Here is a 13,533-nt window from a genome sequence, read left to right on the forward strand (position 1 = left end):
AATCCAGCATTTATTGCTTTGCCTTACACTGCTGCAATCAGCCAACCTATTGATGAGAGGATCACGTTGTGTATCACCGTGCCTCATACGAATAATGATATTCAGCTAAAATGGCAGACATCAGAAAAACCTGCCTTGGCAGAATTACTCAAGGCACTGGCAACATGATCCGTATCAATGAAATTTGGCTCTCTACCCAGCCCATGGATATGCGAGCAGGAATGGATACTGTCATGGCTCAGGTGGTGAGAGCCTTTGGCTACATCAAACCGCATTGCGCCTACCTGTTCTGTAATAAACGTGGCCATCGCATGAAAGTTTTGGTACATGATGGACTGGGCATCTGGCTGTGTGCCCGGCGGCTGGAACAGGGCAAATTTCACTGGGCTCAAGTTCACCAAGGTGAAACCGTGGCCCTCAGCCCGGAACAGTTACAGGCACTGATCCAAGGTTTGCCCTGGCAGCGCATTGGACGACAGCAGGTGGTGACGATGCTTTAAACCAGGCTGTTCCATTCTGCTATTCTCCAAACGTTCTATTTCATTCTTCTCATGACCTCAGGCATACTGCGGTCATGAATACGCTGCCTGACTTAAGCCAACTGACCCATGAACAACTGCTGGAATTCACCAGACAGTTGGCGATGCAGCATCAGTCTCTAGCACAATCAGACCAGCAATTAGATGCCAGAGTTCAACATCTTGAAGTCACCAATCAGCAATTAGATTCTAAAGTTCAACATCTTTCTATTCTCAATCAAAAATACGAGCATGAACTGGCGCTGTTTAAAAAGCACAAATTCGCCCAAAAGAATGAACACTTAACGGCAAAACAAATCCATCTGTGGGATGAAGCGGTTGAAGAAGATATTGCCGCGGTTGATCTAGAACTGGAACGGCTAAATGCAGATAAAACCAATGCAGCGACACAGAAAGCCAAAACCAATAAACCTAAACGTCGACCACTGCCAGATCATCTACACACCATCCGTATTGAGCATGAACCTGCATCAACCCAATGTGCTTGTGGATGCCAACTCCGGCGTATCGGCGAAGATGTCAGTGAAAAACTGCATTTCAGACCGGCACAGTTCTATAAGGAACAGCATGTGCGTGGTAAATGGGTCTGTGATCAGTGTGACACTCTGACTCAGCAAGCGATGCCCGCCTATGTGATTGATAAAGGCATTGCTTCACCTGAATTGCTCAGCCATGTGCTGGTATCGAAGTATGCCGATCATTTGCCGCTGTACCGTCAACGTCTGATCTATCAGCGGGCGGGAATCGAACTTTCTAGATCAACTTTATCTGACTGGATAGGTCGCTGCGGTGTAGAACTGGAACCTCTGGCCAATGCCTTAAAAGAGGTGGTGCTGCAACAGCGGGTGCTGCATGCAGATGAAACACCGGTCACCATCATGCGGATGGGTGAGAATAATAAAAAACCGAAGAAAGGTTATGTCTGGGCCTATGCCACTACACAGTACAATCCAGTTCAGGCGGTGATCTATGACTTTCAGGATAGTCGTTCAGGCCAGCATGCTGAAGCGTTCCTGAAAGACTGGCAGGGTTATCTAGTCTGTGATGATTACAGCGGTTATAAAGCACGCTTCAAATCAGGTCAGGTCATTGAGGTGGGCTGCATGGCCCATGCACGTCGTAAATTCCATGAACTGCATGTAACTGGGAAAAGTCAGGTCGCTGAACAGGCATTGGTGCTGATTCAGAAACTGTATGCGATAGAAGCAGAACTCAGGAAAAAGACCGATGGTACAGCGGAAGACCGCCGCGAATACCGACAACAGCATAGTCAACCAGTGATGCAACAACTATATGAATGGCTCAACCAACATCATCTGACGGTGCCATCGAGTTCTCCCACCGCCAAGGCCATCAATTACACTCTGAAGCGTTGGCCAGCCTTAAGCCGCTATCTGGATGATGGCAATTTACCTATAGATATGAGCAGCATTGCTGCGCAAGGGGTTGAGAATCAGATGCGCCCCTGGGCGTTGGGACGTAAGAACTGGCTGTTTGCTGGCTCGCTGCGCAGCGGCCAACGAGCTGCCAATATCATGACTTTAATCCAGTCAGCAAAGCTGAATGGCTTGGATCCGTATGCCTATTTAAGTGATGTGCTGAAAAGGCTGCCGACGCATAAAGCGACCCAAATAGAAGAATTACTGCCACATCGCTGGAAATCCAACTCAAATTAAAAAAATAGGCATGGGGTTCAGCGGACGCTTACCCATAAACTAACAATTAGCTCATTATTTGAGCTAATTGAGGATACTGACCAGTTCGGATTTTTAAGATCAGCATCAAATTTTTTAAACTCAGAAACGATACCCACAATAATACTCATATTCAAATTTATCCTTATTTAAGATATGCTGATCGTCATAAATTACAAGTATTTAAGGTTAATAAATGTCTGATACTCCGACTGTTTGGGGTGTACACATGGGCGTACATGTTGGAACTGAGCCAGTTGAAAAAAATTACATTGGAATTGGCTGGTCAGAGTTAGGTGATTTAAGTCAGATTGATGCTGATAGGGAAGCCTTTAAATTTGCTTTGCAAGCAAAGCAACCTGATTCTTCAATGCCTTCTATCCGAACTCAGGTAGCCACAATTTACAGATTTATGCATGTGGTAAAAACAGGAGATTATGTGGTATACCCATGCAAATCGGATAGATTGGTCTATATTGGTATTATTAGTGGAGATTATGAGAGAGCTAATTCTGAAGACGAAGATGCTTATTTAAATCGTCGTCCTGTAACGTGGCTAACACCTTATGGAGTCCCACGTAACAATTTTTCTCAAGTAGCGTTATATGAAATTGGTGCTTACATTACATTGTTTGAAATTAAGAAAACAGCAGGTGATTTTTTAAATGCTGTAGGTATTGAATACCAAGCTACAATAAATAAAGACCCAATAGTTGAGTTACAAGAGCAAGAATTAGAACAAGAAGAAATACCCGATGATGAAACAGTAACTAAAGTAATTAATGAAACAGCAAAATATTCAACTGAAGATTTTATTATTCGTAGATTACATCAACATTTAAACGGTTATCAGTTTGAAGAGTTTGTCGCTCATTTGCTTGAATGCATGGGGTATGTTGCTAGGGTTACTCAGAGGTCGGGCGATGGCGGTGTTGATGTTATTGCTCACAAGGATACACTTGGCTTCGAACCCCCTATTATTAAGGTTCAATGTAAAAAAACTTTAACATCTAATGGCTTACCTGAAATAAATCAACTCTTAGGTACTCTTGAAGATGGCGAATATGCTTTATTTGTTAATCTTGGAAGTTATAGTAATCAAGCAAAGAGTAAAGCTACGAATAAATCACGGTTAAGACTTATTGATGGTAAAGAGATTGTAGAGTTAATTTATCGTTATTATGAAGATTTTAAACGAGACTGTAAATAAAAAAATTTGCTAGAGGTGCACTATGAAAAATATTGCTTATCATTCTTTTATATGCAGTCTATACTTTTTACTACATGGATGTTCAAATTCACAACCACAACAGCCTTTGCAGCATCAATCAAATAAAACCATTGCAAAATCAACAACGATACCCACTCAAAAAAATCCTCAACAGACTTTAGCCTCTTTTGACAAAATCTCTTGTGATGACATTCAAAATCCACAGTTTCAGCAAGCAGTTTTAAATGCCATTAATGAAATTCGAAATCACTCCCAACAATGTGGAAAAATTGCCTACTCGGCAACTCATTCATTAAAATGGAATAATCAATTACAGATGAGCTCAACTGCGCATGCACAGGATATTTCACAACGTCAGATTTTAAGTCATGTCGGGCGTGGAGGTGAAAATCTTAGATTCCGTATTAAAAAAACAGGGTATAAAGGCGGTGGGGGTGAAAATCTAGCAACAGGTCAAACCAACCTTAAACAAGTTCTTGAAAATTGGCTGGCATTAAGCCCAGGACATTGCGATAACTTAATGAAACCGCAATTTAAAGATTATGCGATCGCATGTAGCCGAAATCCTACAACCCATCGAACATACTGGGTGCAACACTTTGGTAGCGGGAAAAACTAAAACCGAGTACAAGATCTTTATTTGATCGGGTAAAAACTGAAATTAACACTTATAAAATCTGCTTTATAAATTAAAAATCCCTCTTTTTAAAAGAAGGATTTTTAGTAGATTGATGACGTTTATTCGACTTAACGCTCGGTTAAGGCATTGTTTTTCGCTTTTAAAATTGGTTTAAGTAAATAAGAAAGAATTGTTTTCTTACCTGTCATAATATCCAATTGAACCGTCATCCCTGGAATCACAGACAATCCTTTACCGAAAGTTGGTTTGTCTGTCACTGCACGGACGATATAAAACATATTGCCTTTTTCATCGGTAAATGTGTCTGGGCTAATATGTTTTACTTTCGCATTCATTCCGCCATAGATTGAAAAATCATAGGCCGTAAATTTAATCACCGCAGGCAAATCTGGTCGTACAAAAGCAATATCTTTCGGAGACACTTTTGCTTCAACAATCAATTGTCCATCTAAAGGTACGATTTCCGCGACTTGATCACTCGGTTTCACCACCCCACCGATGGTATTAAAGAAAATTTTCTGCACGATACCATTGGTCGGTGAACGAATATCTGTGGTTTTTACTCGATCTGCCACGCCTGAAATACTTTGTCTTAAACTCACTAGCTGCGCCTGTGCTTCTGCCAACTCATTACGCCACTGGTTTTTTAAACTCACCGCTGCTTCTGAAGTACGAGATTGTGCTTCACCTATAGATGCTTGTGTTGCACGTAAATTTGCAGCAGCTTGTTTGCGCTCTCCATCCGCATTAGACACATCTCGCTCTAAACGCAGAATATCCATATCAGATACCGCACCTGTTTTAAGTAGAGGACGGGTGGTTTCTAACTCGCGTACAGCAAGTTGATAAGCGCGCTCTGCCTGAGATAAGGCTGCTTGAGCTCGCTGTGATTCACCTTGTCTGGTCGAGACTGCACCTTGATTGGTCATCGTCCGCTGACTTAATTCACGCATGCTTTCTGAGTAAAACTGCCCTTCTTGTGCCAAAATTTGTGCTGCTTCACTCGGGCTTACCCCATCTGGAATATCGCCTGAGGTATAGCCCGAACCATTTACCTGTGCAGTCAAGCGACGAACTTTCGTTTGTAAAGCAAAGATTTTTGCATTCACTTCATTCAAGTTTGAAACAAAACGCGTTGGGTCAATACGAATCAATAGGTCGCCTTTTTTTACATGCTCACCTTCTTGCACATAAACCTTTTCTACTACCCCACCATCAACAGACTGAATCACTTGCATTTGCTGGGATGGAATAACTTTACCTTCACCACGAGTAATTTCATCAACCTGTGCAAAAGCTGCCCACAGCAAAAATATACAGCAAATTGCTACAACAATATAAAGAATCAAACGTGCTTGCATAGGCTTTTGCGACTGTGTGACCTCTTGAACTTGACTTTGCCAATCATCTGCTGCCGCAGGTTGATACTTTTTAAATAACATCAATCTGGAAAAAATAGACTGACTGACTTGTTCAGAGTTCTCAATACTTTTTCCTACTTGCTCAAAGAGTTTTTCGCGTTGGGTTTTTTTCTGTGGTTGCGTCATGATGCTGCTCCACTGTGATGACTTTGCTGAGGAAACATCGTACTCATCACCGTTTTTTTATCACCATCGGCAATGATTTTTCCATCTTCCACAATAATAATACGATCAACCAAAGCCAATAACGAAGGCTTATGCGTCACCAAAATTAAAGTATGCTGAGCAGTCATATATTGTTGCAACTGCCGTATTACATGATGCTCTAATGGTGTATCCATTGCACTTGTCGGCTCATCAAAAATTAAAATTTTTGCATCTTGAGCAATAGCACGTGCTACAGCAATGGCTTGACGCTGCCCTCCTGATAGCTTGCTACCCCCCTCACCAATTTGAAAAGATAAACCATCTTCATGCGCTTTTAAAATATGTGCCAATCCCGACACGAGAAGACTTTTTTCGACAGCACTTCGACTCGCATGCGGATTACCCAATACAATATTTGATAATACTGTGCCATTTAACAGTTCAATATCTTGCGGGATATAGCCTATCTGGCTTCGCAATTCGGCTGGGTCAATCTGTGCGATATTAGTTTGGTCAATAAATACTGAACCTTCTGTTGGACGATAGAGCGCCAATAATAATTTTTCAATTGAGCTTTTACCCGAACCAACCTTACCTAATATCGCAACTTTTTCCCCTGCTCGAATGGAAAAAGAAACATCATTCAATGCAGATTTTGCTTCCTCCGAATAGCGTAAACTTACATTTTTAAACTCAATTTGTCCTTGTAAGTGTGGATGACTAAGCCAGCCTTTTAGATTGTCACGCTCCTGTTCTGATTGTACTGTTTGATCCAGCATTTTTAATGCACTAGAAGCCTGATAATAAGAGGTTAATAACCCCGCAACTTGTGAAATAGGTGCTAATGATCGTGTTGCCAACAGATAACAAGCGATGAGCGCGCCTTGCGAAAGCTTACCATCTACAATGAGATACACCCCAACCAAAATGATCACTACACCTGTGATTTGCTGTACCCATCCTGCAAAACTACCAACAGTGCCACCCAAAAAACGTAACTTCGAAGAATAATGTACATTAAAGCGCGTGGCTTTTTCCCACAGGGCTTGCATACGTCCTGTCGCATTAAAGCTTTTTATTGTTTCTTCATTATTTAAGGTTTCAATCAATAAGCCTTGTCGCTGTTGAGATGCTTCCGACATTGCTTCAGACAACTGTTTCAAACGAATATGCACAGACAGCGCATAAAGTAAAATAACCACTGCACCAATGAGTAAAGGTATGACAAAAATCCAAGATAAAAAGCAAATAACCGCTAAGAAAAGAATAAAAAATGGCAAATCAATCATTGCAACCACAGTCATTGAGCTACTAAAAGCACGAATGGACTCATAAGATTGAATGTTTGATGCCATCATTCCTACCGACAAATTATCTTGTCCCATACGGCGACCAAGTACTTTTTCCATAATATATGCCGACAATTTATTATCGGCACGTACTGCAGCCAAATCGACAAAATAACTACGGATTAGCTTAAGTGCCAAGTCGGCAGTAATCACCAAAGTAATACCAAGCGCCAAAACCCATAATGTATCTAAAGCATGATTCGGTACGACACGATCGTAGACATTCATCACAAAAAACGGTGAACATAAAGCAAAAATATTGACAAATAATGCAGCCAATAAAATGTCTTTATACATCGAACGATGCTGACGAATAACCCCCCAGAACCAATGCTGCGTACTCGACTGCATCTTAAGCTGATTATCCGCAATAAATTGTCGCTGCTGTAAGTAAATAACAGTGCCTAGGTACTTTTCTTGCAATTGTGATAACGCTACCTCTGTCACCGTATCATTCATTTCTGGGAAGTACACGGTTGCAATTTCGCGCTCGTTATCAATACGGTACAACACACATGCAGTCTGATCTTTGAGTAATAAAATCACTGGAAATACGAAGTGGTTGAGCTGCTGTAAACGCTGTTGCAATACATTGCTGTATAAACTTACTCGCTCGGCAGCTCGCTCCACAAACTGCGGAATCAAGCGGCCATTAGGTAATGGCAAACCAGACAACAAGCCCTCTTGGGTTATGCTTATGTCATGATCTTTGGCAATCCTTATCAAGCATAATGCCAAAGGATCGAATATCTGTGTACTCACGTGTTCACCACATCTTGATAAAAGGCTATTGGTCAATGCAAACAAACTTTCTCTGTCAAAAAAATAGGGCACAATGTTGCACCCTGATCTTTATCTCTATAGCTCAAACAGCTTATTGTGCGGTTGTACTTGCTGTACCACACACATTTTCAGCCAAAATTTCACGTTGGCTAACTTCTGATACTTCAGGTAAGTTGTCACGCTTTACCCCTAAAGTTGGCAATAAGTTTCCTGTGCTATATAAAGTCTGTAACTGGGCGATTTTTAAATCATATTGTGCATTGGTATAGGTACGATTGGCTTGGAATGCCTCGTTTTCTGAATCCAGTACATCCAGCAGGCTACGACGACCAATATCAAACTGATCATTATAAGCTCTGACTACCGCAGCAGATTCATCACGGTGACGTTGTAACCACTGCATTTGGCTCTGATAATTGGCAACATTATTATATGCTACAGTTGTCGTTTGGCGAATATCTACACAGGCTTTATTTTTCAAATCATCTGACAACATAACCCGTGCATTGGCTGCATTTAATGCCGCTTTATCTGCACCGCCATTGAACAAATTATAATTCATGCGTAATTCAACAGCACTGTCTTGACCATATTTGTCTGGATTACTGCGTTCATCAAAGCTATTGCGGTTTTGATACAGCCCTGTACGCGCAACAAAAGAGAGCGTTGGGTACATATTGGCTTTGTACTCTTTTGCATTGGCACGTGCATATTGCATTTCGCTCAACGCTGCTTTAAGTTCATTATTATGTGCATAGGCAGCTTGTACAGCCTCTTGTGCATTCGCTGGCAAGTTTGCAGTTAAAGTCACTGGTGCCAATGTACTTGCTGGTTCTACACCTACAATACGTGCATAACGTGCAGACACATCATTGAGATTCGATTGTTCTGTAAGCATGTTGGTTTGTGCCAAAGACAAACGTCCTGCGATCTGAGACAAATCGGCGCGGTTACCTACCCCTTGATTGGCACGTTGTTGAATTTGGTTATATACACGCTGGTGATTGTTAAAGTTGTTTTCTGCAAGTTGTACCAAATCACGATAACGTTGTACATCAAGATAAGCTTGCGCTGCTTCTAAGGCTTTTTGCTCTACACCAGAGTTGAGCTCATAATAACGACGCAGTGCAGCATAGTCACCTTGTTCTACTTTATTCTTTACTCGAAAGCCATCAAAGAGCATTTGTGTCAAAGCCACTTCGACTTGACCTTGATTAAACCAGCCGCGATCATCAAACTCACGATCACCTTTACCATAAGCTGCATTTAAATCAATTGATGGTAAATAACCTGCTCGCGCTTGTTTTTGATTCGCAGTTGCTTCAAGAAAGTTTGACCATTGCACCTGAACCTCTGGATTATTTTCAATCGCAGTTTTGGTCACCGAGGTCAAATCTGCTGCAGATACTGTCATTGCAACTGCTGCAAATGCAACCATGCTCGCCATTTTGGTTAATGCTAATACTTTCACAGGTTTCCCCCTTGTTTTAAATTTTTTAGGTTTTTAAGATGCTACCATCTTATACATAAAGATTACTGAATAAATCAGGGAGTGAAGTCACTCCCTAATTGAGATTTAGGTCTGGAAATTAGTTTTGGTAATCATATCGCTGATGTCGATAAAGCTATGATTTTCTACAATAATACTCACGCTAGCTCCTGCCTCAGCAGTCCCCACTTTGCCATGAATATCAACTGTATTACCTAACACACTCACATAATCACTTAATGTTGTGCCTACACCATCATTCCAGCCGAGTGCATTAAGCAAGGCTTTGGCATCTAGGATATCACCATCATCTTTGTTAAAGTCTTTAATGATATCGGTTGAACCATCGGCATCATTCGTACCATTAGCAATCAATGCACCTGTTGGTTTACCTGCTGCATCGAGGACTAGGGTTTGACCCCACATAAAGGTATCTGCTCCAGTTCCACCAAATAAGATGTCATTGCCAGCACCACCGATAAGAGTATCTTTACCACCTTGACCGTAGAGGATGTCATTACCTGCACCACCATCTAACTTGTCGTCACCGCCACGCATGTCATTGGTCGCATTAAAGCGACTTACACCTGTTGTATCATTAGATTCTGCTTTAATAAATTCATAGTAATCATTAGCTTCTGCTTCACGACCCAACATTTGTCCGAGATAGTAAGTCAAAGCAGCCATACCAGAACCTTCAGCATCAGGCTGATTTGCAGCATTAATGTCACGATTACCCCAAATCGCTGTTGTATCATTATCAACACCAAGCCAATCGGTATTGATAACATCACCAAACATAATATCGTTACCTTTACCACCATAGATCACGTCATGTCCTACAGCATTTGGATTAGGTTTCAGACTACCCGCTTCCAAGGCATATTTCATCTTGTCTGCTGTCATGACAATATCTGCCTCTCCAGCAACTACTGGTCTATTGCCATTGGTGGATGTCATTAATCTATCACTACCCGCACTGGTATTTAGCTGAATATTATCTACATAAACCGAATACGTACCAGTACTTGATTTGTCCTCTACTTCGAAGATATAGCGATACGTACCTGCTTCAAGTAATTTGGACTTCATCGTCACTGCATTAGTTGCAGTTGCTGTATCCCGCTCAAACGCATTGGTTCCAGAATCTGCAACAGACCATGTTCCATCACCATTTGATTTTTGCAATATCCAGCTAAAGCGATCACCTGTATTCCAGCCGTTTGTTTCTCGTTGATAAGTGAAACTTGCATAGGTATTCAATGCACCAGTACTATCCGCTCCCACCGTAAATGAGGTGCTGGTCACTATCGCGGCTTCGCCATCATTACTAGAAGAGTCCCGGATACGCAATCTATTACCATCACGAGTTATTGTTCCACCAGTAACATTGAAATCATTCACTTGACTATTTGCTGAGAAATTCCACTTCACATCTGATGTTGGTGTACTAACTCCAGTCGTATTACTTGCACTCGAATGTGATCCTGTATCTACAATCACAGCATGTGTATTACCCGACGCTGTAGTATTGTCAAATAAATCCAGAATCGGCTTGGACACCCCAGCACCGACACCAATCGCATGTACCGTGTTACCACCAGTCACTGTCAACAATTTAGTCTGATATGCTTCATAGGATTTTTGCAAAGTTAAAAAGCTTGGCGTATTTCCTGCACCACTCGTACTACTGCCATTCACACCATAGAATGTCGGATCACCATCGGTAATAAAGAAAGTTTGATTGGTATAACCCTGACCTCCACCATTGCTTTGTTGCAGGTTATTAAACCAACTTGCTGTCACATCAAAAGCGGCTTCATAGTTAGTACCTCCCCCACTAGAAAAGCTTGAAGAACCTGTGCCCAGTTTCGTCGTCAAAATGCCTGTCACCAAAGCATCCCAGCTGCTTACATTCGTCCAGCTACTACCTGCATTGGTGCTATATTGATATGGATCAGATACTGTTCCAGTTCCTTTAATTGACACACTTAAATACGCAGCAGCATTATTTGGAGCACCAGTATTATTATTACCTAAGCCAGTGCCGCCACTTACTTGACTTGAAAATGGAATCAAAGCCAGATTGACCTGACCACCTTTGGTTGGATCATTCGCATTGGATGCAAAAGGTAAAACTACACTATTAATATAGTTGAGTAATGCTTCCTTAACCAAAGTTAATCGGTTCGCTGAACTATTATCTGTTCGAGTATCTAACTCATACATCATACTACCTGAAAGATCAAGTATGAATGCAAGGTTATAGTTATTGCCTGGTTCTAATACAGTTTTAACACCACCTGCATCACCAATCAGCACATCATCGCCAGAACCGCCAGTAATCGGATCATTACCATTGGTCACAGGAGTGCCTGGTGTACCTGGAGCCTGAAGCACATTGACAGTAATTTTACTTACAGCTTCATTGCTCGCATTACCACCAATATCTGTAACTTGAACTTTGATAACACGCTCAGTCTCTGGATGTGGTGTAGTGTCGCTAGCTTTAAAAGTAATGGCTTTAATCGCCGCTTCAAAATCGACTAGCGTTGAACCATCATTACCATTGGTGCTAATGAGTACAATCTTCGTCGCTGTTGAATTGGCAACATCAACCTCAACACCTGCTGGCAATGATCCATAATCAAGCACATCGCCAGTTTGTCCATTGGTAAGTTCAATCGTTGCACTCAGGATATGTTGCTGGGTGCCATGATCTGCTGTTGGTACATTGCCATCGGTCACACTAATGTCAGTATCAGCGATCGATATTCCAACATTACCTACTGTATAGGACGTACGGTAGTCATTACCTACTTCACCAGAACTGTCATTTCCATCCAAATCAATTATTGGTGCAACATCATCATCAATAATCGTTGTCGTTACACTACCTGTACCTATCGTCGCATTGGTTGGAGTACTCAAAGCGATCGTATAGTTCTCATTAGATTCAATCGTATGATCATTGAGAATCGGTACTGTAATGGTCTTCGTTGTTTCACCCGGAGCAAAAGTTAATGTGCCTGATGTCGATGTATAATCCGTACCAGATGTTGCAGTATCATTCGTTGTTGCATAGTTCACCGTGACTGTCGATGTAGTCGAAGGAGATAATGTGACAGTATACGTCGCTGTACCATCTGCTTCGTTTATCGTTGCAGGTCCAATAATATTTAACACTGGAACATCATTGTCAGTAATCGTACCTGTATTTGTTGCTACTGGTGCATCACCAGCAACCTGTTTCGGTGTTGCTACACTAATGGTATAACTTTCAGTAGGTTCAACAGCAGTATCATCAATACTGCTAATACGTACCTGGAAACCACCTACTTGTTCTGCTGGAGTCAAAGTCAGGGTAAAGTCACTACCTGTTCCTGTTGCTTTAGCAGAAGTCAGTAAATCCTGCAAAGTATAAGTGTTTGAACCAATCACAATATTAATTTGCGATGGGGTCAAATCCACATCTGCACCAGCACCGCTAAGCGTCGCTGTATCACCTGTTGCACCTAACTTCACATTAACTGTGGTGTTGGTCTTACTGGTATTACTTAACGTTACATCATGAATGAGAACAGAACCTTCCACTTTAGTATCGCCAGTCACACTCGCCGTTGGACGGTCATCGTTTGGCGTGTTGCCATTCGGTGCTGTCGGTGGCGTGGTTGGCGGTGTAACAGGTGGCGTGACTGGTGTCGGTGGCGTAATGGTCGAACCATCATCTACTATCGTACCTGTGCCTGTGCCTGAGCTACTGTCTGCTACCTGTTTTGGTGTCTGTACACTGATTTCATAGCTTTCAGGTCCTTCCAGTACGCTGTCCTGACTACTCACGACTCGGATTTGTACCTTGCCCGCTGTTTCATTTGCCGGATGCGATACCGTAAAGCCTGTCGCTGATAGTGCAGTCGCTACTGGAATTTCTGTCCATGTCGCACCACCATCAACTGTAACAAATACTTGCGATATGTCACTGGCTTCAATGGCGTTACTGACTGTCGGATTCAGCTTCACTACGATATCAGTCGCTGTGTCACTTGCATTGCTTAACGCAACATCATGTACCAGCGTATTACCTTCGTATTTGCTGTCACTATTCACCAATGCCGTTGGACGGTCATCGTTTGGCGTGTTGCCATTCGGTGCTGTCGGTGGCGTGGTTGGCGGTGTAACAGGTGGCGTGACTGGTGTCGGTGGCGTAATGGTCGAACCATCATCTACTATCGTACCTGTG

At 42.1% G+C, this 13,533-nt stretch carries 9 protein-coding genes; 5 read left to right on the forward strand and 4 right to left on the reverse strand.

Translation table 11 applies throughout. The annotated features are described in order from the left end of the window. The 5 genes from FTV43_RS11930 to FTV43_RS11950 all read left to right on the forward strand — a co-directional run. Positions 1–168, forward strand: a 168-nt coding sequence (locus FTV43_RS11930) for an IS66 family insertion sequence element accessory protein TnpB (RefSeq protein WP_179995532.1), incomplete at its 5' end; no start/stop codon positions are given. Further along, positions 165–500 carry an IS66 family insertion sequence element accessory protein TnpB gene (tnpB, locus tag FTV43_RS11935; protein WP_035270816.1) on the forward strand — a complete coding sequence of 112 codons (336 nt, stop codon included), beginning with the start codon at positions 165–167 and terminating at the stop codon, positions 498–500. The genes FTV43_RS11930 and tnpB, both read left to right, overlap by 4 nt. Positions 501–574: 74 nt before the next feature. Then, positions 575–2,215, forward strand: coding sequence for an IS66 family transposase (locus FTV43_RS11940; RefSeq protein WP_179995533.1), 1,641 nt, complete (start codon positions 575–577; stop codon positions 2,213–2,215). 214 nt (positions 2,216–2,429) lie between these two features. Further along, complete coding sequence (locus FTV43_RS11945; RefSeq protein ID WP_257224111.1) at positions 2,430–3,443, forward strand: restriction endonuclease; 1,014 nt, start codon at positions 2,430–2,432, stop codon at positions 3,441–3,443. A gap of 22 nt (positions 3,444–3,465) precedes the next feature. Then, positions 3,466–4,083, forward strand: a complete 618-nt coding sequence (locus tag FTV43_RS11950) for a CAP domain-containing protein (RefSeq protein WP_078390486.1) — start codon at positions 3,466–3,468, stop codon at positions 4,081–4,083. Between the two features lie 128 nt (positions 4,084–4,211). Here FTV43_RS11950 and FTV43_RS11955 read toward each other — a convergent pair whose 3' ends face one another. The 4 genes from FTV43_RS11955 to FTV43_RS11970 form a co-directional block, all read right to left on the reverse strand. Beyond that, on the reverse strand, positions 4,212–5,651 hold the full coding sequence (locus FTV43_RS11955; protein ID WP_179995534.1) for an HlyD family type I secretion periplasmic adaptor subunit: 1,440 nt from the start codon (positions 5,649–5,651) through the stop codon (positions 4,212–4,214). Beyond that, a complete protein-coding gene (locus FTV43_RS11960) occupies positions 5,648–7,783 on the reverse strand; it encodes a type I secretion system permease/ATPase (protein ID WP_179995535.1) in 2,136 nt (711 codons plus the stop codon). Before FTV43_RS11960 ends, FTV43_RS11955 begins: the two co-directional genes overlap by 4 nt. Before the next feature lie 112 nt (positions 7,784–7,895). Then, the gene (locus FTV43_RS11965; RefSeq protein ID WP_179995536.1) at positions 7,896–9,275 is read right to left on the reverse strand and encodes a TolC family outer membrane protein; all 1,380 of its coding nucleotides are present in this window, start codon (positions 9,273–9,275) and stop codon (positions 7,896–7,898) included. Between the two features lie 105 nt (positions 9,276–9,380). After that, positions 9,381–13,533, reverse strand: a 4,153-nt coding sequence (locus FTV43_RS11970) for a Calx-beta domain-containing protein (RefSeq protein ID WP_179995537.1), incomplete at its 5' end; no start/stop codon positions are given.

The organism is Acinetobacter sp. YH16053, from assembly GCF_013417035.1.
Taxonomy (GTDB): domain Bacteria; phylum Pseudomonadota; class Gammaproteobacteria; order Pseudomonadales; family Moraxellaceae; genus Acinetobacter; species Acinetobacter towneri.